The sequence below is a fragment of the Flavobacterium glaciei genome (assembly GCF_003350545.1).
GTDB lineage: Bacteria > Bacteroidota > Bacteroidia > Flavobacteriales > Flavobacteriaceae > Flavobacterium > Flavobacterium glaciei.
On sequence record NZ_QQBA01000003.1, the window covers coordinates 182,473 to 209,223 of the forward strand.

25 protein-coding genes and 2 tRNA genes are annotated in these 26,751 nt (G+C 36.0%); 15 read left to right on the forward strand and 12 right to left on the reverse strand.

Annotated elements, in window-relative coordinates:
• Positions 1 to 123 precede the first annotated feature (123 nt).
• Together DFR66_RS04265 and DFR66_RS04270 are read left to right on the forward strand one after the other, a co-directional pair.
• Positions 124 to 197, forward strand: a tRNA-Ile gene (locus tag DFR66_RS04265).
• Positions 198 to 338: 141 nt separating this feature from the next.
• Positions 339 to 578, forward strand: a complete 240-nt coding sequence (locus DFR66_RS04270) for a hypothetical protein (protein ID WP_146841088.1) — start codon at positions 339 to 341, stop codon at positions 576 to 578.
• Positions 579 to 609: 31 nt separating this feature from the next.
• On the opposite strand, the gene DFR66_RS04275 is transcribed toward DFR66_RS04270, so the two are convergent.
• Positions 610 to 1,197 carry a riboflavin synthase gene (locus DFR66_RS04275; protein WP_114753610.1) on the reverse strand — a complete coding sequence of 196 codons (588 nt, stop codon included), beginning with the start codon at positions 1,195 to 1,197 and terminating at the stop codon, positions 610 to 612.
• Positions 1,198 to 1,255: 58 nt separating this feature from the next.
• Here DFR66_RS04275 and pdxA point away from each other — a divergent pair, with 58 nt between their 5' ends.
• The 6 genes from pdxA (at position 1,256) to accC (ending at position 6,240) form a co-directional block, all read left to right on the forward strand.
• Positions 1,256 to 2,305 (forward strand): 4-hydroxythreonine-4-phosphate dehydrogenase PdxA, encoded by a 1,050-nt coding sequence (pdxA, locus tag DFR66_RS04280; RefSeq protein WP_114753611.1) that lies wholly within the window; start codon positions 1,256 to 1,258, stop codon positions 2,303 to 2,305.
• An 85-nt stretch (positions 2,306 to 2,390) separates the two neighbouring features.
• Positions 2,391 to 2,933: a YceD family protein gene (locus tag DFR66_RS04285; RefSeq protein WP_114753612.1), complete on the forward strand. Its 543-nt coding sequence runs from the start codon at positions 2,391 to 2,393 to the stop codon at positions 2,931 to 2,933.
• Positions 2,934 to 2,942: 9 nt separating this feature from the next.
• Positions 2,943 to 3,137 carry a 50S ribosomal protein L32 gene (gene rpmF / locus DFR66_RS04290; protein ID WP_007137315.1) on the forward strand — a complete coding sequence of 65 codons (195 nt, stop codon included), beginning with the start codon at positions 2,943 to 2,945 and terminating at the stop codon, positions 3,135 to 3,137.
• 172 nt (positions 3,138 to 3,309) lie between these two features.
• Entirely contained in the window at positions 3,310 to 4,308 is a 999-nt protein-coding gene (locus DFR66_RS04295) for a beta-ketoacyl-ACP synthase III (RefSeq protein WP_114753613.1), read from the forward strand.
• Between the two features lie 23 nt (positions 4,309 to 4,331).
• A complete protein-coding gene (gene accB, locus DFR66_RS04300) occupies positions 4,332 to 4,811 on the forward strand; it encodes an acetyl-CoA carboxylase biotin carboxyl carrier protein (RefSeq protein ID WP_114753614.1) in 480 nt (159 codons plus the stop codon).
• Positions 4,812 to 4,893: 82 nt separating this feature from the next.
• Entirely contained in the window at positions 4,894 to 6,240 is a 1,347-nt protein-coding gene (gene accC / locus DFR66_RS04305; protein ID WP_114753615.1) for an acetyl-CoA carboxylase biotin carboxylase subunit, read from the forward strand.
• Between the two features lie 68 nt (positions 6,241 to 6,308).
• On the opposite strand, the gene DFR66_RS04310 is transcribed toward accC, so the two are convergent.
• Positions 6,309 to 8,201 (reverse strand): S9 family peptidase, encoded by a 1,893-nt coding sequence (locus DFR66_RS04310; RefSeq protein ID WP_114753616.1) that lies wholly within the window; start codon positions 8,199 to 8,201, stop codon positions 6,309 to 6,311.
• A 237-nt stretch (positions 8,202 to 8,438) separates the two neighbouring features.
• Between DFR66_RS04310 and DFR66_RS04315 the strand changes: the two genes are divergently transcribed.
• Both DFR66_RS04315 and mtgA read left to right on the forward strand, forming a co-directional pair.
• Positions 8,439 to 9,551 carry an NAD(P)/FAD-dependent oxidoreductase gene (locus DFR66_RS04315; RefSeq protein WP_114753617.1) on the forward strand — a complete coding sequence of 371 codons (1,113 nt, stop codon included), beginning with the start codon at positions 8,439 to 8,441 and terminating at the stop codon, positions 9,549 to 9,551.
• Positions 9,551 to 10,297 (forward strand): monofunctional biosynthetic peptidoglycan transglycosylase, encoded by a 747-nt coding sequence (gene mtgA, locus DFR66_RS04320; RefSeq protein ID WP_114753618.1) that lies wholly within the window; start codon positions 9,551 to 9,553, stop codon positions 10,295 to 10,297. Before DFR66_RS04315 ends, mtgA begins: the two co-directional genes overlap by 1 nt.
• A gap of 74 nt (positions 10,298 to 10,371) precedes the next feature.
• Here the strand turns inward: mtgA and DFR66_RS04325 are convergent.
• Positions 10,372 to 10,445 (reverse strand) — tRNA-Ala (locus tag DFR66_RS04325).
• A gap of 125 nt (positions 10,446 to 10,570) precedes the next feature.
• Between DFR66_RS04325 and DFR66_RS04330 the strand changes: the two genes are divergently transcribed.
• From DFR66_RS04330 to DFR66_RS04340, 3 genes are all read left to right on the forward strand, one after another.
• Entirely contained in the window at positions 10,571 to 11,338 is a 768-nt protein-coding gene (locus DFR66_RS04330; protein ID WP_114753619.1) for an enoyl-CoA hydratase/isomerase family protein, read from the forward strand.
• Positions 11,339 to 11,681: 343 nt separating this feature from the next.
• Positions 11,682 to 12,146: a 6-pyruvoyl trahydropterin synthase family protein gene (locus DFR66_RS04335; RefSeq protein ID WP_114753620.1), complete on the forward strand. Its 465-nt coding sequence runs from the start codon at positions 11,682 to 11,684 to the stop codon at positions 12,144 to 12,146.
• A 4-nt stretch (positions 12,147 to 12,150) separates the two neighbouring features.
• Positions 12,151 to 12,903 carry a UDP-2,3-diacylglucosamine diphosphatase gene (locus tag DFR66_RS04340; protein ID WP_114753621.1) on the forward strand — a complete coding sequence of 251 codons (753 nt, stop codon included), beginning with the start codon at positions 12,151 to 12,153 and terminating at the stop codon, positions 12,901 to 12,903.
• Here the strand turns inward: DFR66_RS04340 and DFR66_RS04345 are convergent, their stop codons facing one another.
• From DFR66_RS04345 to DFR66_RS04370, 6 genes are all read right to left on the reverse strand, one after another.
• Positions 12,904 to 14,172 (reverse strand): MFS transporter, encoded by a 1,269-nt coding sequence (locus DFR66_RS04345; protein ID WP_114753622.1) that lies wholly within the window; start codon positions 14,170 to 14,172, stop codon positions 12,904 to 12,906.
• 10 nt (positions 14,173 to 14,182) lie between these two features.
• Positions 14,183 to 15,883 carry a single-stranded-DNA-specific exonuclease RecJ gene (gene recJ, locus DFR66_RS04350; protein WP_114753623.1) on the reverse strand — a complete coding sequence of 567 codons (1,701 nt, stop codon included), beginning with the start codon at positions 15,881 to 15,883 and terminating at the stop codon, positions 14,183 to 14,185.
• Positions 15,884 to 15,990: 107 nt separating this feature from the next.
• Positions 15,991 to 16,335 (reverse strand): HopJ type III effector protein, encoded by a 345-nt coding sequence (locus tag DFR66_RS04355; RefSeq protein ID WP_114753705.1) that lies wholly within the window; start codon positions 16,333 to 16,335, stop codon positions 15,991 to 15,993.
• Between the two features lie 16 nt (positions 16,336 to 16,351).
• Entirely contained in the window at positions 16,352 to 17,404 is a 1,053-nt protein-coding gene (locus DFR66_RS04360; RefSeq protein ID WP_114753624.1) for a flavin monoamine oxidase family protein, read from the reverse strand.
• Between the two features lie 2 nt (positions 17,405 to 17,406).
• Positions 17,407 to 18,120, reverse strand: a complete 714-nt coding sequence (gene rsmI, locus DFR66_RS04365) for a 16S rRNA (cytidine(1402)-2'-O)-methyltransferase (RefSeq protein WP_114753625.1) — start codon at positions 18,118 to 18,120, stop codon at positions 17,407 to 17,409.
• Between the two features lie 77 nt (positions 18,121 to 18,197).
• A complete protein-coding gene (locus tag DFR66_RS04370) occupies positions 18,198 to 19,235 on the reverse strand; it encodes a hypothetical protein (RefSeq protein ID WP_114753626.1) in 1,038 nt (345 codons plus the stop codon).
• A 244-nt stretch (positions 19,236 to 19,479) separates the two neighbouring features.
• Here DFR66_RS04370 and DFR66_RS04375 point away from each other — a divergent pair, with 244 nt between their 5' ends.
• Positions 19,480 to 20,070 carry a thymidine kinase gene (locus tag DFR66_RS04375; protein ID WP_073352621.1) on the forward strand — a complete coding sequence of 197 codons (591 nt, stop codon included), beginning with the start codon at positions 19,480 to 19,482 and terminating at the stop codon, positions 20,068 to 20,070.
• A gap of 193 nt (positions 20,071 to 20,263) precedes the next feature.
• On the opposite strand, the gene rpoN is transcribed toward DFR66_RS04375, so the two are convergent.
• Together rpoN and asnS are read right to left on the reverse strand one after the other, a co-directional pair.
• The gene (rpoN, locus tag DFR66_RS04380) at positions 20,264 to 21,730 is read right to left on the reverse strand and encodes an RNA polymerase factor sigma-54 (RefSeq protein WP_114753627.1); all 1,467 of its coding nucleotides are present in this window, start codon (positions 21,728 to 21,730) and stop codon (positions 20,264 to 20,266) included.
• A gap of 83 nt (positions 21,731 to 21,813) precedes the next feature.
• Entirely contained in the window at positions 21,814 to 23,250 is a 1,437-nt protein-coding gene (gene asnS / locus DFR66_RS04385; RefSeq protein ID WP_114753628.1) for an asparagine--tRNA ligase, read from the reverse strand.
• Between the two features lie 308 nt (positions 23,251 to 23,558).
• Here asnS and DFR66_RS04390 point away from each other — a divergent pair, with 308 nt between their 5' ends.
• A complete protein-coding gene (locus DFR66_RS04390) occupies positions 23,559 to 24,017 on the forward strand; it encodes an RNA methyltransferase (RefSeq protein ID WP_114753629.1) in 459 nt (152 codons plus the stop codon).
• Between the two features lie 49 nt (positions 24,018 to 24,066).
• Here the strand turns inward: DFR66_RS04390 and DFR66_RS04395 are convergent, their stop codons facing one another.
• Positions 24,067 to 26,691, reverse strand: coding sequence for an MGH1-like glycoside hydrolase domain-containing protein (locus tag DFR66_RS04395; RefSeq protein ID WP_114753630.1), 2,625 nt, complete (start codon positions 26,689 to 26,691; stop codon positions 24,067 to 24,069).
• Positions 26,692 to 26,751: the final 60 nt, after the last annotated feature.

Consider the following 26,751-nt stretch of genomic DNA (forward strand, 5'->3'; position numbering starts at 1 on the left):
GTAGTATTCTAATAGTCAGTTGGTTTCTAAGCAAATTAAGTTAATAATTGAACTATATTAAAATCTAAGTCAAAAATATTTGGAGCAAATGAAAAATAGTGGTAATATTGCACACTCTAAACCGGTCCTATAGCTCAGCTGGTTAGAGCACCTGACTCATAATCAGGTGGTCCCTGGTTCGAGCCCAGGTGGGACCACATAACCCTCTAAGACAAATGTTTTAGAGGGTTTTATTTTTTTACGAAAAACTAAATGGCACTAAATCACGTATCTTTATTTTATTGAGGTAAAATGCTTTTTTTTATTTAGATTTTTTTATTACTTTAAATTTACTACTTTTGAATCCAATGGAAATTAAGTCAAATAAATTTTATTTTTTAATAGTCTTTCTATTTTGGATTATTGACGTTTTTGCTGGTCCTGGTGGGTCTGGTCCTCCTGTACCTTTGAAAAAAAAACCGCCGCCACCCCCTGGATTATCTATTGATGAAAATAGTATTATTTTGGTATCAATAGCTTTGTTGTTTGGGATTTATATCGTTTATGTAAATATGTTAAAAACAAAAAAACCAATTTAAATTGGTTTTTTTGTTTTAATAGGGTTAAATTTTATTTGTTTGAGTATAATCGGGAAACGTATTTGCCAATAACATCAAATTCAAGATTTATTTTTGTGCCCACTACAATACTTTTGAAATTTGTGTGCTCATGTGTATAAGGGATTATTGCCACACTAAACTGATTTTTATTTGAATTTACCACAGTTAAGCTTACTCCATTTACTGTAATTGAACCTTTTTCGATAGTGATGTTATTTAGTTTTTCATCGTATTCAAAAGTATAAAGCCAGCTTCCGTCGGTTTGTTCTGCGGTGATGCAAGTTCCTATTTGATCGACATGTCCTTGTACTATGTGTCCATCAAGTCTGTCTCCAAGCTTCATGGCTCTTTCTAGGTTGACGATGTCTCCAACTTTCCAATCAGCTAAATTTGTTTTTTTTATTGTTTCGTCAATAGCTGTCACTGTATATAAAGTGTCATTAATTGCAACAACGGTTAGGCAGATTCCATTATGAGCAACGCTTTGATCAATTTGCAATTCGCTGGTAATCGATGAATTCATCGTTATGTGAACATTGCTGTTCTCTTTTTTTATTTCTTGGATGGTGCCAAGGGTTTCTATGATTCCTGTAAACATTTCTTGTTTTATTTTACTAAATTTGCACTTCAAAATTAGCAATAAATAACTTTAGGTCATGATAAAAAAAGCAGAAAATATAATTGTTGGGATTTCTATTGGAGATTTAAACGGTATTGGAAGCGAGGTTGTTTTAAAAACATTCGAGGATTCTCGTATGTTAGAGTTTTGTACTCCAGTTATCTTTGCTAATGTTAAGTTGTTATCTTTTGTAAAGAAAAGTTTTCAATCTGCTTCTTTGTTGCACGGAATTGATAAACTAGATCAGATTGTGCCAGGAAAGATAAATGTTTTAAACGTTTGGAGAGAGGGAGTTGATTTAAATTTAGGGGTTAATGATTCTAAGGCAGGTGAATATGCTATTAAATCTTTTGTTGCGGCTACTAAAGCTTTAAAAGAAGGGTTTGTAGATGTATTGGTGACTGCGCCTATCAATAAGTATAATATTCAGTCAGAAGATTTTAAATTCCCAGGACATACGGATTATTTAGATCAAGAACTTGAAGGCAATGCACTTATGTTGATGGTTCAAGACAATTTACGTGTAGGACTGCTGACGGATCATATTCCGTTAAGTGATGTCGCTTCTCATCTCACGGAAGAATTGATTAAAAGAAAAATTGAAACGGTTAAGCAATCATTGATACAGGATTTTAGTATTAATAAGCCAAAAATAGCTGTTTTGGGATTGAATCCGCATTGTGGAGATGGAGGAGTTATTGGTACTGAGGATGATTTAATTATAAAGCCAACATTGAAAAAAATATTTGACAAGGGAACTTTAGTGTTTGGTCCTTTTGCTGCTGATGGTTTTTTTGGGAGTAATCAATATGAGAAGTATGATGCTATTATAGCAGTCTATCATGATCAGGGATTAATTCCTTTCAAAACTTTGTCTTTTGGTAATGGCGTGAACTATACTGCAGGCTTAAGCAAAATAAGAACTTCTCCAGATCATGGTACTGCTTACGACATTGCAGGAAAAGGAGTGGCGGATTTTAACTCATTCAAAGAAGCTGTTTATTTAGCAATTGATATTTATCATTCTAGAAATCATTATGCCGAAATAAGTCTGAGACCATTGAAAACAAAAGAAAAGCAGTTGTGAACAAAAAAAAGTGAATAACATTATTAGATTTGCAATAATTTTATATCTTTGCACTCCCGAAGTTTAGGGTCAAATTGTTGTTGAAATGAAGAAGACAAAAGAATTTTTAATACCTTTTATAGGATTAAAGCTAGGGAAACATCATTTTGAGTATCAAATAAACAATTCGTTCTTTGAAATCTTTGATTATAATGAATATCAAGATTCAGATATCAAAGTAAATGTAGTTTTAGAGAAAAAAAGTACACTGTTGGAGTTAAGTTTTAAGCACAAGGGAGTCGTAAATGTACCTTGTGATATGACAAGTGAAGATTTTGACTTGCCAGTTAAAGGCAAAATGAAATTAATAGTTCGTTTTGGCGAGGAATATAACAATGACAATGAAGAATTATTGATTTTACCTCATGGAGAGTTTGAAGTAGATATTGCACAATATATCTATGAAATGATAGTGTTATCTGTGCCTCTAAGACGAGTTCATCCCGGAGTTAAAGATGGAAGCTTGAAAACAGAAGCTTTGACTAAACTGAATGAACTGATAGTAAAAGAAGAAAAAAAAGAGAATAAACAAGAAGAAAATATTGACCCGCGTTGGGACAAATTAAAGAAACTATTAACGGATAAATAATATAGTAAAATGGCGCATCCTAAGAGAAAAATCTCCAAAACAAGAAGAGATAAAAGAAGAACACATTACAAAGCTACTGTAGCACAAATTGCTACTTGTCCTATTACAGGAGAAGCACATTTATACCATAGAGCTTACTGGCACGAAGGAAAAATGTATTACAGAGGGCAAGTTGTTATAGATAAATCTGTAGCTGTTGCTTAATACATTTTTGTAAATGATATTCGAACTCTCACATCGTGAGAGTTTTTTTGTTGTTTATAATTTTCGTTAAATAAGAAGTTCCAAAGCAATGAAAATGGAATTTTTTTTGTAATTTTCAAGTCTTTTAAAAATTTTTCAAATGGCAACATTTGACAAAAAATAATCGCATATAATGAATACAATTACAGCCGCAATAACCGCTGTTGGAGCCTATGTTCCAGACTTTGTTTTGACAAACAAAGCTCTTGAGTCCATGGTTGATACCAATGACGAGTGGATTACCTCTCGTACAGGCATAAAGGAAAGAAGAATCCTCAAAGAAGAGGGTAAAGGAACTTCTTTTTTAGCCATAAAAGCTGCGCAGGATTTATTAGCAAAAGCTAATATTGATCCTCTAGAAATAGACTTATTAATAATGGCAACTGCAACGCCAGATATGCCGGTGGCTTCAACAGGTGTATATGTAGCAACAGAAATAGGTGCTTTAAATGCTTTTGCTTATGATTTGCAAGCAGCATGTTCCAGTTTTCTATTTGGTATGTCAACTGCAGCTGCTTACATACAGTCTGGAAGATACAAGAAGGTACTCTTAATAGGTGCGGATAAAATGTCTTCTATTGTAGATTATACAGATAGATCAACGTGTATTATTTTTGGAGACGGAGCTGGAGCAGTATTGTTTGAGCCTAATTATGAAGGATTAGGATTGCAGGATGAATATTTGCGCAGTGATGGAATCGGAAGAGATTTTTTAAAAATTGATGCTGGCGGTTCTTTGCTTCCTGCTTCTCTCGAAACAGTTACAGATAATAAACACAATATCATTCAAGACGGAAAAACAGTTTTTAAATATGCTGTTACCAATATGGCTGACTCAAGTGAATTAATTCTGAAAAGAAATAATTTAACTAACGAAAATGTTGATTGGTTAGTTCCTCATCAAGCCAACAAACGTATTATTGATGCAACAGCAAATAGAATGAATTTAGAAGATTCTAAAGTGTTGATGAATATCGAAAAATACGGAAATACAACTTCTGCAACTTTACCATTAGTTCTTAATGATTTTGAACATTTATTCAAAAAAGGAGACACAATAATTTTAGCTGCTTTTGGAGGTGGATTCACTTGGGGGTCTATATATTTAAAATGGGCATACGATAAAAAATAAATTTAAACTAAAAACAAATAATTATGGATTTAAAAGAAATTCAAAATCTAATCAAGTTTGTAGCAAATTCAGGAGTTGCAGAAGTTAAATTGGAAATGGATGATGTAAAAATCACCATCAGAACAACTTTAGAAGGGAATGTAACTGAAACCACGTATGTTCAGCAAATGCCAGCTCAAGCGACACTTCCACAAGCAGCAGCACCACAACAAATTGCTCCGGTAGCAGCAGCTCCAGCAGCTCCAGTGGATGAAAATGCACACTATATCACCATAAAATCTCCAATCATTGGAACTTTTTATAGAAAACCATCTCCAGATAAACCAATGTTTGTTGAAGTAGGTAAAACAATTTCTAAAGGTGACGTACTATGTGTAATTGAAGCCATGAAATTATTTAATGAAATTGAATCTGAAGTTTCTGGTAAAATTGTAAAAATATTGGTTGATGATATGTCACCAGTTGAATTTGACCAACCATTATTCTTAGTAGATCCATCATAATATTTTTGAAATTCCAATAGTCAATTCCAAATTCCGATTTGAATTTAACTATTGGAATTTTGAATTTAAAACATAAAATAAGATGTTTAAAAAAATATTGATTGCCAATAGAGGGGAAATTGCGTTACGCGTAATTAGAACATGCAAGGAAATGGGTATAAAAACAGTAGCCGTTTATTCTACTGCTGATGCCGAAAGTCTACATGTAAAGTTTGCTGATGAAGCAGTTTGTATTGGGCCACCTCCAAGCAACTTGTCCTACTTAAAAATGTCAAATATTATTGCAGCAGCAGAAATTACAAATGCAGATGCAATACATCCGGGATACGGATTTCTTTCTGAGAATTCTAAATTTTCTAAAATTTGTCAAGAACACGGTATTAAATTCATTGGAGCATCTCCAGAGATGATTGATAGAATGGGAGACAAAGCTTCTGCTAAAGCTACGATGATTGAAGCAGGCGTTCCTTGTGTTCCAGGTTCAGTAGGGATCTTAGAATCTTACGAGCAAGCCTTACAATTATCAAGAGATTTTGGCTACCCAGTAATGCTTAAAGCAACTGCTGGTGGTGGTGGAAAAGGAATGAGAGCTGTTTGGAAAGAAGACGAATTGTTAAAAGCTTGGGAAGGTGCACGTCAAGAATCTGCAGCAGCTTTTGGTAATGACGGGATGTATCTTGAGAAATTAATCGAAGAACCACGTCATATTGAAATCCAAGTTGTAGGGGATGCTTACGGTAAAGCATGTCACTTGTCTGAGAGAGATTGTTCTGTACAAAGACGTCATCAAAAATTAACTGAAGAAACTCCATCTCCATTTATGACAGATGAGTTGCGTCAAAAAATGGGTGAAGCTGCTGTAAAAGCTGCTGAGTTTATAAAGTATGAAGGCGCTGGGACAGTAGAATTCTTAGTAGATAAACACAGAAATTTTTACTTCATGGAAATGAATACGCGTATTCAGGTAGAACATCCTATTACGGAGCAAGTAATTGATTACGACTTAATACGTGAACAAATCCTTGTTGCTGCAGGAGTTCCTATTTCTGGTAAAAATTATATGCCACAATTACATGCGATCGAATGCAGAATTAATGCCGAAGATCCTTATAATGATTTCCGTCCGTCTCCAGGAAAAATCACAACATTACATATGCCAGGTGGGCATGGAGTTCGTTTAGATACTCATGTATATTCAGGATATACTATTCCGCCTAATTACGATTCAATGATTGCAAAACTGATAACTACAGCTCAATCTCGTGAGGAAGCTATTAGTAAAATGAGAAGAGCCTTAGATGAATTCGTAATCGAAGGTATAAAAACTACGATTCCGTTCCATAGACAATTAATGGATGATCCTCGTTATATTTCAGGAGAGTACACGACTGCATTTATGGATACATTCAAAATGAATGACCCAGAATAGTAGATTTCTAAATATAAAAAGAACCTCACTGAAAAGTGAGGTTTTTTGTTTTCCATCGAAATCTAAATTTATAAGGTTTCTTTCAGCCATTTGAAAAATTCACCCTGCCATACTTGTGCATTTTGTGGTTTCAGGACCCAGTGGTTTTCTTCCGGAAAGTATAAGAATCTACTTTTTATCCCTCGCAATTGTGCCGCTTGGAATGCCTCTTGACCTTGTCCTATTGGTACTCGAAAATCTTTTCCACCTTGAATAATTAAAATTGGTTTGTTCCATTTCTCTACCAAAGCCATTGGGTTGAATGTCGTGTATGTTTTTTGAGCTATAAGATTGTCTTTCTCCCAATAAGCACCACCAAAATCCCAGTTGCTAAAGAAAACTTCCTCAGTAGTTCCAAACATACTTTGTGTATTGTAAACACCATCATGGGAAATAAAAGTTTTGAATCGGTTGTTGTGTATCCCTGCTAAATAGAAGACAGAATACCCGCCATAACTGGCACCAACACATCCTAAACGGCTTGCATCAACATATTTTTCCTTAGCAACATCATCAATTGCGGAAAGATAGTCATTCATCACTTGTCCACCCCAATCTTTACTGATTTGCTCATTCCATTCCATACCGTGACCTGGCATTCCGCGACGATTTGGAGCCACAACAATATAGCCATTGGCAGCCATCAGCTGTAAATTCCATCTGTAGGAATAAAATTGTGTCAATGCAGATTGCGGTCCACCTTGACAATACAAAAGTGTAGGATATTTTTTTGAAGCATCAAAATTTGGAGGTAGAACGACCCAAACCAACATTTTTTTGCCATCCGTAGTCGTTACATATCGTCTTTCTGTTTTGCTTAACGCCAAAGAATTATAGGTTTCCGTATTGACATTTGAAAGTTGTTTCCAAATGTTTTTCTTTAAATTATATGAAAAAATTTCCGCCGCATGATTCATGTCGGTTCTCGTCACAATGATATTGTCACCGGAAAAACCAACTAAGTCATTGACGTCAAATTCTCCGGTAGTGATTTGAGTAATTTTTAAATTGTTTTTTTCTTTTGGAAAATTGATTGTAAATAATTGTTTTGTTCCATTTATTGGAGCTATAAAATAGATTTTTGTGTAATCGTTATTCCATTTGAAACTATCAACAGTTCCGTCCCAGTTTTTAGTTAAATTGTAATCAACTTCTTTAATTCTAACTATTATATCATTTTTATCTGCTTCGTAACCGTCACGTTTCATTTGTAGCCAAGTAAAACCAAAAGGAGACATTTGTGGATTTGTATCATAACCTAAGTTGTCTTTTGTAAGATTAATGGTTTCTTGGGTTTTAAGGTTGTATTCATATAGATTAGTATTTGTGCTTATGGCATATTCTGTTCCTGATTTCTTTTTAGCAACATAAATAATTCTATCAAATCCTGACCAAATATAATCTTCGTCTCCACCAAATGGTTTTTGTGGACTGTCAAAATTTTCACCTTTCATAATGTCAATACCCACTGCGCCTTCTTTGTTTTCTTTGTAAAATACATGATTGTATTTGCCTTCGTTCCAAGTGTCCCAATGGCGGTAATTCAAACCGTCATAGATTTGAACGTCTGATTTTTCCAGTTCTTGATAAAAATCTTTTCCGTGAACTTTTTCGATTTTTACTTCTTCATTATACACAATATATTTCCCGTCTGGAGAAGTGTTTTTGTCTTTCAATAGGGCTGCGGTATCTTTTACTTCAGTTGGATTTCCTCCATTTATGGGTAACGTATAGAATTTTGAGTCCGATTTGTTCTCTTGAACCGAAGGAGTGGTCACTTTATAAACTACATTTTTTCCATCTTTGGAAATACCTAAAGGAGTTACTCGTCCTAGTTTCCAGAGTAGTTCCGGGGTCATTACATTTTGTGATATAGCATTTAAACTCATCATTAATAAGGGGATTAGAAGTATTTTTTTCATTATTATAATTATTTTTTCAGAAGGTTAAAATTAGCCAATTTATATTGATGTTTTTTCGTTTTTAACACTTGCTTTTTTAGCCCCGATAAAAGTGGAAATCCTTTCTAGACCTGAACTTAATTCAGGATTCTTAAACTAGTTTAGGTCTAGAAAGATTGTAACGGATAGCGGGATTAGCTCCTGAAATAAATTCAGAATAAATCTAAAAAAATATTATTTTTATAAAAATATTTAGACATGGATTTGAGCTATTGGGAATTAAAAAACTGGTTTACGGATGTCGATTATACCATCGTAGGGAGCGGTATTGTGGGGTTGCACGCTGCTTTACGCTTACGCGAAAGATTCCCAGAAAGTAAAATTCTGGCATTGGAAAAAGGAATGTTGCCGCAAGGCGCAAGTACTAAAAATGCTGGTTTTGCGTGTTTCGGAAGCCTTTCAGAAATTATAGACGATTTAAAATCCCACACGGAAGAAGAAGTGATTCAACTAGTTCAAAAACGATGGAAAGGTTTGCAATTGTTGCGAAAAAGGCTAGGTGATGATGCTATAGATTTTAAACCTTACGGCGGTTATGAGTTGTTTTTAAAAGACGACCAAAGTAGTTATAATGAGTGTGTCGGGAAATTATCATTTATCAATGAAATTTTAAGACCACTTTTTAAAGCTGATGTTTTTACCAAAGAAGTTGACCGTTTTGGGTTTAATGAAATCCAGGAATATTTAGTTTTCAATCCGTATGAAGCCCAAATTGATACCGGAAATATGATGCAGGCATTGTTGAAAGAGGCAGTTTCTAAAAATATTTTAATTCTAAACCAACAAACCGTTACCTCTTATTTTGACAAAGGAAATGGAGTGGAAGTGGCATTAATCGACTTTAGTTTTAGTACAAAAAAAATACTTTTTGCTACTAACGGTTTTGCCAATACATTAACAAACGGGGCTGTAAAACCAGCTAGAGCGCAGGTTTTAATCACAGAGCCTATTAAAAATTTAGACATAAAAGGTACTTTTCACCTGGATAGAGGGTATTATTATTTTAGGAATATTGGCGACAGAATATTATTAGGTGGAGGGAGAAATCTTGATTTTGAGACGGAAAACACAACCGAATTTGGACAAACAGAAATTGTACAAAAAAAATTGGAACGGTTGTTAAAAGAAGTAATTTTGCCACAGCAGGATTTCCAAATTGCACATCGTTGGAGCGGAATTATGGGTATGGGTAATAGCAAAAGCCCAATCGTTTCGCAACTGTCTGATAATGTCTATTGTGGCGTACGATTAGGCGGAATGGGTGTGGCAATAGGAAGTTTAATAGGAACAGAATTAGCAGATTTAGTATAATGGCAACTAGAATAACACCAAGAAAATCAAGACAACCCATTAAAAAAGAACCGACCTCTTTTATCAGCAAACTAACCCGTTTTTTATTCAAAGCAATGCTATGGTTCTTTGGACTTTCTTTGTTTTTTGTGGTACTTTTTAAATTTGTTCCTGTTCCGTTTACTCCGCTAATGGTGATTCGGGCGATTGAAAACAAAGTAGCTGGAAAAGAAGTGTTTTTCAGCCACGACTGGGAACCTATTGAAAATATCTCGATGAATCTTCAAAAAGCCGTTATTGCCAGTGAAGATGGAACATTTCTCAAGCATAATGGTTTTGATTTTGTTGCAATGCAAAAAGCGTATAAAAGCAATGAAAGAGGGCGAAGAATTAAAGGAGGAAGCACCATATCACAACAAACGGCTAAAAATATTTTTTTATGGCAAGGACGAAGTTATCTTAGAAAAGGACTTGAAGCCTATTTTACCGTTTTGATTGAAATTGTTTGGGGTAAAGAACGCATTATGGAAGTGTACTTGAACAGTATCGAAATGGGAAATGGTGTTTATGGAGCGCAAGCAGCTACACAACATTGGTACCGAAAAGAGGCATCGAATCTCACACCAATGCAGGCAGCTGGTATTGCTGCGATATTACCTAATCCTAGAAAATATTCGGCAACTAGTTCTTCTTCATATATCAACAGACGAAAAGCTAAAATTGTCCGTGTGATGCGAACTGTAGGAAAAATAGATTATTCGAAATAGTTTTTTTTGGATTTAAAATCTTTAAATAAAAAAACCGTAAACTCTCAATAAAAAGATTTTACGGTTTTTGTTTGTGGAGAATACCGGATTCGAACCGGTCACCCCTTGCCTGCCAGGCAAGTACTCTAGCCAAATGAGCTAATCCCCCAAATGTGTTCGCAAATATAACATATAATTTTTCCAAAAAGCAAATTTCAAAAAGCAAATCCATTCTATTTCAAAAATAGTTAAATCCTCCTTTACTTTTTTTAACTTTGTATCAAAATCCCCATTATGGTATCAGAAAATCCAACAGGTTCACTTTTTACAACAATCGAAAATAAAATTGCAACCCTCTCATTTGGTCATCCTTCTAGTAATTCCTTTCCGAGAGAATTATTAGACCGACTCACTTTTGAAATCAATAATTTAAGCACTAATCCAACTGTTTCTGTAATTGTTATTCAAAGCGAGGGTTCTGGAGCTTTTTGTGCCGGCGCTTCATTTGATGAACTTTTGGCCGTTTCTGATGAATCAAAAGGAACCGAATTCTTTTCTGGATTTGCACATTTAATCAACGCCATGCGTTCGTGTTCCAAGCTTATTGTGGGGCGCGTTCACGGAAAAGCAGTAGGCGGCGGCGTAGGAATTGCTTCTGCATGTGATTATACTTTGGCTACAAAAAATGCATCTATAAAACTATCAGAATTAGCAATAGGTATTGGTCCTTTTGTGATCGAACCCGCAGTTTCAAAGAAGATTGGAAAGACAGCAATGGCCGAGATGACCCTCGCAGCCCACGAATGGAAAACTGCTGATTGGGCCGTAGCCAAAGGATTGTACGCCAATATTTTTGAAACTGTCGAAGAATTAGATGCCGCAATAGTTGATTTCAGCACTAAATTGTCAAGCTATAATCCTGAAGCTTTACTGGAAATGAAAAGAGTGTTGTGGGAAGGAACGCAACATTGGGACACATTGTTGCTAGAACGCGCCGCGATTTCGGGAAAATTGGTACTGTCTGATTTCACAAGAAAAGCGTTGTCTCAATTCAAAAAGTAAATTTTTAGGATTTATTCTGTCCTGCGCTTCGGGATATTTCAGGAGCTATTTAATATTGTTCACTATATCTTTTTATAAGGTGAATACTAATCACCTTATAAAAAGGATTTCTTTCGAAGCTTCGGGATCATCAAGGCTAAACCTCACTAAAATCGAGATTTTTTTTTACATATAGAAATCAAGTTTTATTCAGACTTCAACTTAATTTTTCTTAATTTCTTAATGGTTCAATCATTACAATTTTTATGCTCCGTTGGGTATTAAATCCTTAAAATTGTTTGCCCCATATTTACATCTCATTTCTCATATCAATTTGCTAAATTTGCATCAAAATTAAACTCCGATGAGCAATATCAGAATTACAAAACAATTTAGTTTCGAAACCGGACACGCCCTATATGGCTATGACGGGAAATGTAAAAATGTTCATGGACATAGTTATAAATTGTCAGTAACGGTCATTGGAACTCCAATTACGGATCGTTCTAATGTTAAATTTGGAATGGTAATTGACTTCACGGATTTAAAGAAAATTGTAAAAGAAGAAATTGTTGATCAATTTGACCATGCGACAGTTTTCAACGGAACAACACCGCACATCGAATTAGCGAACGAATTAATGAGCCGTGGACACCACGTTATTTTGGTGGATTACCAACCAACAAGCGAAAACATGGTCGTTGATTTTTCTCAAAGAATCATTAGCCGATTGCCTCAAGGAATCATGCTTTTTTCTTTAAAATTACAGGAAACTGATTCTTCTTTTGCCGAATGGTATGCTAGTGATAATATGAATTCCATACTGTAACTTCATGCAATTACCCAAAAACAAAAAAATATATTTCGCCTCTGACCAACATTTTGGCGCGCCAACTCCTGAATTGAGTTTTCCGAGAGAACAGAAATTCGTGGCTTGGCTCGATGAAGTAAAAGGCGATGCTGAAGCTATTTTTTTGTTGGGCGATTTATTTGATTTTTGGTTCGAATATAAAACCGTAGTGCCAAAAGGGTTTATTCGTGTTTTAGGCAAACTCGCAGAAATCCGAGACAGCGGAATCCCTATTTATTTCTTCGTGGGAAACCATGATCTATGGATGGTCGATTATTTTCAGAAAGAACTGAATATTCCCGTATTTCATGACAATCAAGAATATACTTTTGGAGATAAAACATTCCTTATTGGCCACGGTGACGGTAAAGGTCCAGGCGATTTAGGATACAAACGCATGAAAAAGATATTTACAAATCCATTTTTCAAATGGCTTTTTAGATGGCTTCATCCGGATATTGGTGTGAAACTGGCGCAATATCTTTCCGTAAAAAACAAACTTATTTCTGGTGATGAAGATGTAACTTTTCTTGGAGAAGACAATGAATGGCTTATTCTTTATTCCAAAAGAAAACTGGAAACCAAACACTACAATTATCTTATCTTTGGACACCGTCATTTGCCTATGAAAGTAACCGTAGGCGAAAATGCTGAATATGTGAATCTAGGTGACTGGATTACGTATTTTACATACGGAGTTTTTGATGGCGAGAATTTTGAGATTAAAAAGTATTAATTACTCGCTCTTTTCGTGTTCCTCTATATCTTTTTGCAAGTCCAGTTTTCTAAAAGTTGGGGATACGGCTCCGGTAATAAACACGGTAATCAATGTCATGCTTCCGCCAAAGACCACTGCGCTAACGGTTCCCATCAGTTTTGCAGTTAATCCACTTTCAAAAGCCCCCAATTCATTAGAGGAACCCACAAAAATAGAATTCACTGCTGCTACTCGCCCTCGCATGTGATCGGGAGTTTTTAATTGCAAAATAGTTTGACGTATCACCACCGAAATCCCATCGAAAACACCGCTTAAAAACAAAGCCACTACAGACAACCAAAAAATAGAAGAAAGTCCAAAAACGATAATGCAAATCCCAAACGCAAAAATTGCTGAGAGCAGTTTCATCCCCGCATTTTTAGTAAAAGGAATGTATGCAGAAATAATAAGCATCAAAAAAGCGCCAACAGCCGGAGCAGCTCTCAAAATACCAAATCCCTGTGGCCCCACTTTTAAAATATCTTGTGCAAAAATAGGCAACAGCGCAACGGCTCCACCAAAAAGAACTGCAATCATATCCAACGATAAAGCGCCTAAAATTGTTTTGTTATTGAAAACAAATTTTACACCTTCTTTCAAACTTTCCATAATAGGTTCGCCAATTTTTGGATTTAAAATAGGCTTTGTTGCAATTTGGGTTAAAGCAATCAATGCAAGAAGCGAACATCCCAAAACGATTGACATGGACCAGTGTACGCCAATCCAATTAATAGAAAAACCGGCTACTGCAGGCCCTAAAACCGAACTTATTTGCCAAACGGAACTGCTCCAAGAGGCAGCATTTGGGTATTCTTTTTTAGGAACAATTAATGCCAAAAGAGAAAATATTGTTGGACCAAGAAAAGCACGGACTAATCCTCCTAAGAACACGAAAAAGTAAATGGAATATAAAATAGTTTGGGTAGAAAAATCTTTTATAAAAGGTGGCCACGTCAATAAAAACAAGCCCAAACTGATGATTGAAAACCCTAAAATACATTTCAAGAGCAATCCTTTTTTCTCTTTTTGATCAACGATGTGGCCAGCAAATAATGCCATCGAAATGGCTGGAATAACCTCCATTAATCCAATGATTCCTAACGACAACGGATTTTTGGTCAAACTGTATACTTCCCATTCAATGACGATAAACTGCATCGACCATCCAAAAACCATAGCGAAACGTAAGAACAAAAAAATATTAAATTCTTTATAACGCAGCGCCGAGTAGGGGTCTTTTTTTTTCATAACAAAAGAATCATTCTTTAATATCTCGCAATCGCAATTGCAAACTTAATTTGCCTTTCCATTCGTTTTCATCAATGCAATACACGGCTTGAAAAGGTTTTTGATGGGTAGTCAGTTCGATTTTGTTTCCCAAATTAAACCCAATAGCAGCGATACCTTCGGTCCCGGGACTTTGGGATTGTTTGACAAAAAGTTTTAGGTGTTCGTCTTCTTGTCCCATAGGTTTTCCATAACCGGTGTCTTTGATGTTTTTAGTTAAGAAAATTGGGGTCATATTTTGCGGTCCGTACGGTTCAAATTGTTTCAGAATTCGGACTAATTTTGGAGTAATATCTGCAAAATTAATTTCAGCATCAACTGTAATTTCTGGAGTTAACATATCGGGATGGATGGTTCTTTCGACTTCTTTTTCGAAAGCCTCTTTGAAAATTTGATAGTTTTCTTCCTTCAACGTCATTCCTGCTGCATACATGTGACCACCAAATTGTTCCAAATGTTCTGTACACGCTTCAAGCGCATTATACACATCAAATCCTTTTACGGAACGTGCTGAAGCTGCATATTTATCGCCGCTTTTGGTAAAAACAAGTGTCGGACGATAATAGGTTTCAATCAATCGGGAAGCGACAATTCCAATCACTCCTTTATGCCAATCTTCTTGAAAAACTACTGAAGTAAAACGTTCTTTTTCGTTGTTTTTCTCAATTTGTTGTAATGCTTCTTTGGTGATTAATTTGTCTAAATCTTTTCGCTCCGAATTATACGCCTCGATTTCAGAAGCAAATTGTTGGGCTTGCTCAAAATCAAATTCGGTTAATAATTCCACCGCATGATTCCCATGTTTGATGCGTCCGGCGGCGTTTATTCTGGGTGCGATGATGAAAACAACATCGGTAATATCTAAAGTTTGTTTTTTTATTTGGTGAATAATGGCTTTAATTCCTGGTCTTGGGTTAGAATTGATGACTTGCAATCCAAAATAAGCCAGCACCCGATTTTCTCCGGTCATTGGGACGATATCAGCAGCAATCGCAGCTGAAACTAAATCCAGATACGGAATCAAATCATCGATTGTTTCATTTCGGTTTTGGCCTAAAGCCTGAATCAATTTGAAACCTATTCCGCAACCGCACAATTCATCGTAGGGATAGGAGCAATCGTCTCTTTTTGGATCGAGAATGGCAATAGCTTCGGGTAAAAATTCTCCCGGTCTGTGGTGGTCACAAATGATAAAATCGATGTTTTTTGCTTTGGCGTAGGCCACATGATCGATGGATTTTATACCACAATCTAAAGCTATGATAAGTGAAAATCCATTGTCATCAGCAAAGTCAATTCCCTTAAAAGATACTCCATAGCCTTCGTCATAACGATCCGGAATATAGGTCGTCACGTTCGGATAATAGGTTTTTAAATAGGAAGAAACGAGTGAAACTGCCGTGGTTCCATCGACATCATAATCACCAAAAACAAGAATATTTTCTTGATTTTCAATCGCTTTTTCAATTCGGTTCACTGCTTTTTCCATATCTTTCATCAAGTATGGATCGTGCAAATCCGCTAAACTCGGGCGAAAAAACCGTCTGGCATCTTCAAATGTTTCAATACCGCGTTGCACTAATAAAGTGGCCACAAAATCTTCTACATTCAACGTTTTCGCCAAATGTTGTACAGTTTCTTCTGAAGGTTTTGGTTTTAAGGTCCAACGCATATTGATTTTGTGTTATAGAATTGTGTTAGGAATTTTGTCGGATCGAGCGCAGTAGAGAGTAACTGATGTGTCTCGACTGCGCTCGACCTGACAGCGAATTTTTATTTTTATTTCAACACTAAAGCACTTCCGTAAAAGGCAATTCCATCCCAACCGGTTTTCATGAAATTGCGGATGTTTTGGTGATCAGTTCCGTTTGGATTTTGTAAAACATCTTCGTAATAATAGGCTCCAAAACAGGCTAGTGTTTCTGCTTCTGATAAGTTTTGAATTTCGGCGAACGAAAATAATTTACAAGATCCTGAATTTTCTCCTGCGGCATTGTGTTGCAAACCATTCTCGAATGCTGTAGGTGTAAAGTCGTAGTTTTCTTCGACAGTAGCAATGGTTTCTGAAAACACTATCGCTTCAGGTGTTTGTTTTAATTTCTCTAAAAAAGCGGCTATAGTCATATTGATTTTTAATTGTTTAGAATTGTGAGGCAATTGTTTTCGCGGCATAAATAGCGCCATCCATATAACCAGGGTTTTGAGTGGCGGTTTCAGCACCCGAAACATATAATTTTTCGTTTAGTAACGGTGTTCTGAAAAGGGAATGTCCGTTGTTTTGGTGCGCTAAAACGAGTTGTTCATACGGCTGAAAGGTAAGCGGTTCTTCCCTCCAAACGGTCTCATAATAGGCTACATAATCCGTAGCTTCTGACCCAAAGAATGTCGTTAGTTGCGCTATTACTTTTTCTTTGCGTTCTTCAAAAGATAGGACTACGGTTCCCCCATTTAGGAAACCTTTCAGTGCAAAACCGGAGTTATCGGCGGTGCTGTGGTCGTACATTTCCTGAATAATACTAGCTTGACTGAACAATGTTCCGGAATAGTTGTTCTGTTTCCAAAAAGGAGTTTTATATTCCATAGCAAATTTTATGGATTCGCCCATCCAAGTATGCGTTTTCTTCGCTAGTTGTGTAAAATTGTCGGGTAATTTGGGTTCAAAAAGCACCGAGTTTACAAGCAAATTAGGTGGAATAGTGCTAATCACTTTATCAGCTGAATAAATGTTTCCGCTTGAATCCGTTACTATTAATTGATTATTTTGCTCTTTTATCCCCGTTATTCTAGTTTGTGTTTTAATATGTTGCTGACCAATCTCAGAGACTAATCTATTAATCAATGATGTCGTTCCACCCACGATACGAAAAGAAGGTTCTTCGGAATCTGAGATTTCAAATTTTTGTGGTGGCACAAAAGACATCGTTTCAAATAATGAAATGCCCTTTGTATGTTGTCTAAAATAAGGGAGTTCTAAAGTGTTGAGTACTTCTAAAAGATGCCGGTGTTGATTTCCAAACCAAGTCGCACCCATTTCCATCGTGACAGCTGTTGCCCCTGTAATGGTTTTTATTCGGCCTCCAATTCTGGTATTAGCCTCCAATATCAGAACTTCAATCCCTTTTTTTTGAAGTAAAAAAGCAGTGTAGAGTCCACAAAGTCCTGCACCGATTACAATAACTTTTTCCTTTTTCATGATTACTCTTCAGCTGAGAATTTAGATTTTTTAGGTTCTTTTGTTGTTGGTTTTCCACCTACAACCACAACAATTTCTCCTCTAGGAGCTATTTTTTCAAAATGGGTCAAAACTTCTCGTACTGTTCCTCGAACATTTTCTTCGTGTAATTTTGATAATTCTCTACAAACACAAATCGGTCTGTCTTCACCAAAATAAGTAATGAATTCCGATAAAGTCTTCACTAATTTATGCGGTGAAACATATAAAATCATTGTACGCGTTTCTTCGGCTAAGGCCAAATAACGTGTTTGTTTCCCCTTTTTATCAGGCAAAAAACCTTCGAAAACGAATTTATCATTCGGTAAGCCACTATTTACTAATGCCGGAACAAATGCTGTTGCACCGGGCAAACATTCAACTTCAACTCCATTTTCAACACAAGCGCGGGTTAATAAAAATCCGGGATCAGAAATGGCAGGCGTTCCCGCATCTGAAATTAAAGCGATATTTTCTCCCGCCTTTAAACGAGAAATTAAATTCTCAACGGTTTTGTGTTCGTTGTGCATGTGATGGCTGTACATGTGCGTGCCAATTTCGAAATGCTTTAACAATTTTCCACTCGTACGCGTGTCTTCTGCGAGAATCAAATCGACTTCCTTAAGAATCCGGATGGCTCGAAAAGTCATGTCTTCAAGATTGCCTATAGGTGTAGGTACGATATATAATTTTGACATAAATAAAATAATTGAATACAAATTTTATAGAAAATCTGTATTTGTTCAAATGTATATTCAGAAAAATTCAAGGAAATTTACAAGAATTTTTTCTCTATTATATCCATAAAACGTTCTTCATAATCCTGTTTTCCCTCCCAATTGTTGTAGTCTGGTTTTACCATTTCCTGAATAAAATCTCTGGTTTCATAAAACGTATCAAACGTGATAAGTTGGCTTAAAACACGATTGTAGTCTTCGCTACTATTGCCAAAAAGGTGTTTTATAAAAGCGATGCGATCATTCAAATCGATATTGATTCCTTTAGCTAATTTTTCGTTCAGCGAAACTGTTTTTGGCTCAACAGCTTCCTCTTTGATAGGTACTACTTTTTCTTCCTCTGTAACGATTTCTTTTGGAGTTTCGATTACTACTGCAGTAGGAATATTTTCAATTTGTTGTACTTTTACAAACTGTGTGTCATGGTAATTTCCGCCCAATAAATCTTCGAAAGAAATTTGTACCGGTTCCATTTTCTTTGGTACTTCCAGTTCCGCTTGTACTTCCTCTTCTTGTGACAGTTCAAAAGCCGGAGTGAATCGATCCGTTTCTTTTTCCGCTTGAACTATTTCTTCTTCAAAAACAGATTCATCTTCTATTTCTTGTTCTGTAGTTATTTCTTCATTAGAAATTGTTTCTTCCAAAGTAGCTCCAACGGTTTCTTCTTCCACAATACTCGTTTCAGATTCATCATTAGCTGCTGTGGTTTCTTCCAAAGGAGCTTCAACAGTCTCTTCTTCCACACTACTTGTTTCAGATTCAGATGAATCAACAGTTGTTGGTTCTTCCAAAGGCGTTTCAACAATTTCTTCGGCAATAGTTTCTTCGACTACAGCTTTAATTTCCTGTTGAACTGATTCTGTTTTATCAAAAATAGATTCAATTTTTTGTTCCACTTCAGCTGTGCCAATAGTCGGTTTTGCTTCACTAAAGTGTTCGTCTACAAATCGTAAGACAGAAAGTTTTTCATATAACTTCTGCGTTTCCAGATATAATTGATTGATGTCAGATTTATTTTTTAGTTGTAATATTCTGTGTGCAATGCTGATTAAATCGGCTTCCAATTTTTTTTTCATAACTTTTGAAATTATAGTGTGTTAGGCGGGTCTTTTTTATAAATGTCTTCCTAGTTTTTATTTAGCATAAGGAAGAAGAAACCTTTGCTCGCGTTATTTATTTTTTAAATAAGAGCTCGCGAATCTCCGATTTAATAAAAATGTTATACTTTTGAAACGACGTAAAAGTATAAAATTTTTAAGTCGGTTTTATCCATTACAAAGTAATAAAAACTATTCATTTTTTAAGTCAGAAAAATACAAAATGTTTCTCGAAAATACAGTAAATCATAAAGAACAATTTGGTTGGATCGAAGTCATTTGTGGCTCCATGTTTTCGGGTAAAACCGAAGAATTGATTCGTCGTTTGAAAAGAGCGCAGTTTGCCAAGCAAAAAGTAGAAATTTTTAAACCGGCAATCGATACGCGTTATGATGACGAGATGGTGGTGTCACATGACGCTAACGAAATCCGTTCCACACCTGTTCCTGCTGCTGCAAATATTGCCATTTTAGCGCAAGGTTGTGATGTAGTTGGTATTGACGAAGCACAGTTTTTTGATGATGAAATTGTAAAGATTTGTAATGATTTGGCAAATCAAGGAATCCGAGTGATTGTTGCAGGATTAGACATGGATTTCAAAGGAAATCCTTTTGGCCCAATGCCCGCATTAATGGCAACTGCTGAGTATGTAACGAAAGTGCATGCTGTATGTACCCGCACCGGAAATCTGGCGAATTATAGTTTCCGAAAAACTGACAATGACAAACTAGTAATGTTAGGAGAAACCGAAGAATACGAACCCTTGAGTCGTGCCGCCTATTATCATGCGATGCGGAAAGATCAGGAGAAGTAAAATTTTCTCCCCTCCCGACGCTTCGGGACCCGAGACAGGATTAAAATATAAAACCCTTTCAGTGTTCGAAACTCTGAAAGGGTTTTTCATTTATAAATATAGTATGTTATTTCTTTGGATTGATTTAAAAAGAACTCCACAGTAAGAACATATAATTCTGAGTCGTAATTCGTAATTCCAAATTCGTAATTATTTACATCTTTTTTCTCATTCTCGCTACAGGAATATCGAGTTGTTCTCTGTATTTGGCAATCGTTCTTCTCGCTATTGGATAGCCTTTTTCTTTAAGAATTTCAGCCAGTTGATCATCCGGAAGTGGTTTTTTCTTGTCTTCTTCCTCAATGGTGTTTTGTAGAATTTTTTTGATTTCTAAAGTAGAGACGTCTTCGCCTTGATCATTTTTCATTGATTCCGAGAAGAATTCCTTTATCAATTTTGTTCCATAAGGCGTTTCCACATACTTGCTGTTGGCCACACGTGAAATTGTAGATATATCAAGACCTACCATATCTGCAATGTCTTTTAAGATCATTGGCTTTAGCTTGGTTTCATCACCATCCAGAAAAAATTCTTCTTGGTAATGCATAATGGCGTTCATGGTTACAAAAAGGGTTTCTTGACGCTGACGTATCGCATCGATAAACCATTTAGCTGAATCCAGTTTTTGTTTGATAAACTGCACTGCATCTTTTTGCTGCGCCGATTTATCTCTGGAATCCTTATAGGTTTGCATCATTTCCTGATAATCCTTAGAAACATGCAGCGATGGAGCATTTCGTCCGTTTAAGGTCAATTCTAGTTCACCGTCTACAATTCTAATGGCAAAATCAGGAACCACATTTTCAGTTACTTTATTGTTTCCCGTAAACGATCCGCCTGGTTTTGGGTTCAGTTTTTCTATTTCGTGAATGGCTTTTTTAAGTTGCTCATTCGAAACATTGTATTTTTGAATTAACTTGTCGTAATGTTTTTTTGTAAATGCATCAAACTGATTTTCGATAATATCAGTGGCCAGTTCTACAGATTCTGTTGGTGTTTTGTGTTTTAGTTGCAACAACAAACATTCCTGTAAATCTTGTGCGCCTACACCTGATGGTTCCAGTTCATGAATTACCTGCAGCATTTTTTCCACCATCTTTTCATCGGTGTATATACCTTGGGTAAACGCCATATCGTCTACCATATCAGGAACGCTTCTGCGGATATAACCCATGTCATCAATACTTCCAACAAGGAATTCGGCAATTTCACGCTCCTCATCATTCAAGATAAAAGTATTCAGTTGATTGATTAAATCTTGGTGAAAACTAACCGGCGCCGCAAATGGCGTTTCGCGATCATCATCGTCATCACTGTAATTGTTAGCCTGTGTTTTATAATCCGGTGTTTCGTCGTTGCTTAAATATTCGTCAATGTTGATGTCCTCGGCTTCAATTCTGTCTGATTCGGAATCGTCATAATCATCATAATCTTCGTTTTCGAACTCGTCCTTTTCATATTCATCTTCTTCTTTTCCGGCTTCCAAAGCTGGATTTTCGTTCATTTCTTCCAATAAACGTTGTTCGAAAGCTTGCGTAGGCAATTGAATTAACTTCATCAGCTGAATTTGCTGTGGAGATAATTTCTGTGATAATTTTAAATTTAGAAATTGCTTTAGCATTTTTATTTTTTAAAAGTTTAAGGCTTTAAGTTTAAGGTTGCTGTACTTTCAACAACCTTAAACTTTAAACTTGAAACGAATTTTTAGAATTCCGCATTCATTGGTGTTCTCGGGAAAGGAATTACGTCACGAATGTTGGTCATTCCTGTTACAAATAATACCAATCTTTCGAATCCAAGTCCAAAACCAGAGTGAACCGCTGATCCGAATCTACGGGTATCAAGATACCACCACAATTCTTCTTCATCAATTCCTAAGGCTTTCATTTTTTCTACCAAAACATCAAAACGTTCTTCTCTTTGAGAACCTCCCACAATTTCTCCAATTCCAGGGAAAAGGATATCCATCGCGCGAACTGTTTTTCCGTCTTCGTTCAAACGCATGTAAAATGCTTTGATATTTGCCGGGTAATCAAACAAGATTACAGGACATTTAAAGTGTTTCTCCACCAAGTAACGTTCGTGTTCTGACTGTAAATCAGCACCCCATTCGTTAATGATATAGTTGAATTTTTTCTTTTTATTTGGTGTGCATTCTCTTAAAATATCAATTGCTTCAGTGTAAGAAACGCGTTTGAAATTGTTTTCTAAAACAAAATTCAATTTGTCAAGCAAAGCCATTTCGCTACGTTCTGCCTGTGGTTTTGATTTTTCTTCTTCTAGCAAACGACCTTCTAAGAATTTCAAATCTTCTGGACATTTGTCCATCGTGTATTTTATTACGTATTGAATAAAATCCTCGGCCAAGTCCATATTGTCATTTAAATCATTAAACGCTACTTCTGGCTCAATCATCCAAAATTCTGCAAGGTGACGCGAAGTATTCGAGTTTTCGGCTCTAAATGTTGGTCCAAAAGTATAAATCTGACCCAAAGCCATCGCAAAAGTTTCTCCTTCTAATTGTCCTGATACCGTAAGATTTGTTTCTTTCCCGAAGAAATCTTCTCTGTAATTCACTTTTCCGTCTTCAGTTCTTGGCGTTCCGTCAAATGGCAAAGCAGTAACTTTAAACATTTCGCCAGCACCTTCAGCATCTGAACCTGTGATGATTGGCGTATTCACATATACAAAACCTTTCTCTTGAAAATAACTGTGAACCGCATACGACAATACTGAACGTACTCTCATAATTGCTCCAAACATATTAGTACGAACTCTTAAATGCGCATTTTCACGCAAGAAATCCAAGCTCGGTTTATTTTTTGGTTGTATCGGGAATTTCTCTGCATCAGAGTCTCCAAGGATTTCCAGTTTAGCCACCTGAATTTCAAATTTCTGTCCGGCACCTTTACTTTCTACTAAAGTTCCTGTTACAGATATTGCTGCTCCAGTTGTAATTCTCTTTAAAGTTTCGTCTGGTGTGTTCTCAAAATCGACAACACATTGTATATTATCAATGGTCGAACCATCGTTTAAGGCAATAAATTGATTGTTTCTAAAAGTTCTCACCCATCCTTTTGCATTTACTTCATGAAGCGTTTTTGCGCTGTTTAGTAAGTCTTTAACTTTTGTATGTCTCATTTTATGTATATAATTGATATTAAAAATTGTCTCGTGACTGAACTGCAAATATAAATGATTTGTTTGAAAAGTCATTGTAAGAAATAGGGTAATCAGGAGCTATTTCCCGCTATCCGCTATATCTTTGTGTTTTTAAAGAAAAAACACAAAGGATGCCGCTAGTATCGGGGCTAGGTTGCGGTGGAATTTCTTCTTTTCAAGCAAAATTAGAAGCTGTCCCAATAAAAAACAACACGATAAACGATACATTGCACGTATTAATATTTTAAAAATTTGACAATCCTTGTAACAGTTTGTATTTTTGCCCTATGAACGACAATTTTGTAACAGAGTATTTTGGTATTGGGATTCAAAACGGTAAAACTCCTGAGAACTTGGGTGTATTATGGCGCACAGCACAAAATCTTGGTGCAAGCTATATTTTTACAATTGGTAATCGATACGCCAAGCAAGCTTGTGATACGCACAATGCTGTAAAATCTTTACCGTATTTTCATTATGAAAATTTTGAAGAATTTTACAATAACTTACCCAAAGGCGCTCGTTTAGTAGGTGTAGAACTCGATGAAAGAGCTGCCGATTTAGAAACATTTGAACATCCAAGACGCTGCGTATACTTATTAGGCGCGGAAGATAACGGACTCTCTAAGGCAGCCATTGCAAAATGTCATCATTTGGTGAAATTCAAATCCGAAAAAAGTTTGAATGTTTCAGTTGCTGGAAGCATTGTTCTTTATGACCGAGGTCTTAATAAACCCAGATCATAAAAATATTCCCGCTCTTAAAAACGGGAATATTAGTAGATGATTAAGTAATCTATTGATTATTGTCCATTTCTAGAATTAAATTAGCAATAAGAGCAGTCCATCCAGTTTGATGTGAAGCGCCTAACCCTTTACCCGTGTCTCCATCAAAAAACTCATAGAAAAAATGCTGGTCCTTAAAATGCTTTTCTTTAGAGAAAACATGATTTGAATCATCAGAATGGTACTGGTATTTTCCATTCTTATCTCTTTCAAAAAGTTTGACTAGCCTTTTAGTTAACTCGTTTGCAATTTCGTTTAGGTTTAGTTTATTTGAGGAACCAGTTGGGAATTCATACAAATAAGTAGGGCCATAAAAAGTGTAATATTTGCGTAGAGATTGTATGATCATATAATTCAGTGGCATCCAGATAGGTCCACGCCAATTAGAATTTCCGCCAAACATGCCAGACCTGCTTTCGCCAGGTTCGTACTGAATTTTATGATGTCCTTCTCTTCCAAAAACAAAAGGGTTGTCTTTATGATATTTAGAAAGGGATCGAATTCCATAATCCGATAGGAATTCCTTTTCGTCTAATAAGCGAATTAAAAGATGCTCTAGTCTAAAACCACGCATAATCGAAAATAGAAAATTACCATCTTTGTTGGCAGTTTCTAAGTTGGATATTAATGAGGCTAAATCCGGACGAGTTCTTATAATTTCGTTTGCTCTTTTTTGAAAATCTTTCAATTGTTCGAATAGCTCTTTGTGCATAATTTCTACAGCAAACATTGGAATTACGCCTACTAGGGAACGAACTTTCAAGCGTTCTGTGCTGCCATCAGACATTTCAACAACATCGTAATAAAAATTGTCTTGGTCGTCCCACAAGGAAAGATCTTTTTTTCCTATGTGATGCATTGCCCATGCAATATTGAGGAAATGTCTGAAAAACTTTGCTGATATTTCTTCGTAAATTTTATTGGTTTTGGCTAATTCAAGTGACATACGCAACATGTTTAAGGAAAACATGGCCATCCAGCTTGTAGCATCTGCTTGTTGCATTTTTTTGATTCCTTCCGGCATGTGGTTGCGATCAAAAACACCAATGTTGTCTAATCCTAAAAAGCCACCTTCAAACAAATCTGTTCCACTGGTGTCTTTTTGATTGACCCACCATGTAAAATTCACGAGGAGTTTCTGGAAAGCAGTTTCTAAAAATTCAGTGTCGGTTTTACCGGTACGTTTTAAGTCTTTTTCATAAACAGTCCATACTGCCCAAGAATGAACCGGCGGATTCACATCACTAAAGTTCCATTCATAAGCGGGAATTTGGCCATTAGGATGCATGTAGCTTTCTTGTAATACAAGTAGGAGTTGCTGCTTAGCAAAATAAGGGTCAATTTCTACAAACGAAGCCATGTGAAAAGCAAGGTCCCAAGCGGCATACCATGGGTATTCCCATTTGTCAGGCATCGAAATTACGTGTCGGTTTGTCAAATGTTTCCAGCTGGCATTTCGTTTGTCTGAGCGATTTGGTGGTGTCTCTCCTGGCCCTCCATAAAGCCATTTGAATACATCATAATAGTAAAATTGTTTGGTCCACAACAATCCTGAAAAGGCATCTTTTACAATTTTTTGTTGCTCTTTAGGAATTTCGGCGCTTATTTTTCCGCTGTAAAATGTTTCACACTCCTCTTTTCTTGCTTCAATAACGGTATCAAAATCAGTAAAAGGATTTTCCAGCGGTACATTACTCAACCGTATTTTTACGATTTTTTCTTCTCCCGGTTTTAAAACAAACTTGTGCCAAATGGCAGCTTTGGTTCCAAATTTTTCTGGGTTTACAGTAGGTTCATCACTAATTACGTGGTTATTGATTCCATCTTTTACAAATTCATACTCATTAGGAGCATTGTATATGCGCTTGTTGTTGGTTTCATTTTCACAAAAGAGTTGTTCTCCTTCAAGGTGATATAAGTAATAGGATCCGTTACGGCTGCTAGTGGATTGGATTGTGTTATTTGCTACAGACTCCATATTTGGTCGTGGATGTCTATCGTTGTGTTTCCAGAAATTACGAAACCATAAATGTGGAAGTACATGAATTGTAGCAGTTGTTGCCCCTCTATTGATTACTGTAATTTGCATCAAGATATCATCAACATCTGCTTTTGCATATTCGATAAAACAATCAAAATATGCATTATCAGTAAAGCTAGCTGTATCTAATAATTCAAATTCTGTTTCTTCCCGACTGCGTCGATTTTTTACTATTAGCTCTTCGTAAGGAAACTCGTTTTGAGGATATTTATAAAGGTATTTGTTATAGGAATGAGATGGTGTTGAAACTTGATGAAAGTATAGTTCTTTTACATCTTCACCATGATTACCTTGATTATTGGTTAAACCAAATAAACGTTCTTTGAGTATAGGATCTTTTCCGTTCCAAAATGCAGGAGCCAAGCATAGTATTTCACGAGAATCACAAAAACCGCCAATTCCTTCTTCGCCCCATCTGTAGGCGTTGCTTCTAGCTCTATCGTGGTTTATGAATTCCCAAGCATTACCATTTTGGCTGTAGTCTTCGCGAACAGTTCCCCATTGTCTTTCGGCTAAGTACGGCCCCCATTTTTTCCAATTTCTGTAATTATCAGAAACGGCTAATTTTTGTTCCTCAGAAATGTGGTGCGTCATATTTTGCAGTCTTAGTATTATTTGTGAACTTAAAAACAGAACTGTTGCTCTTAAACAAAT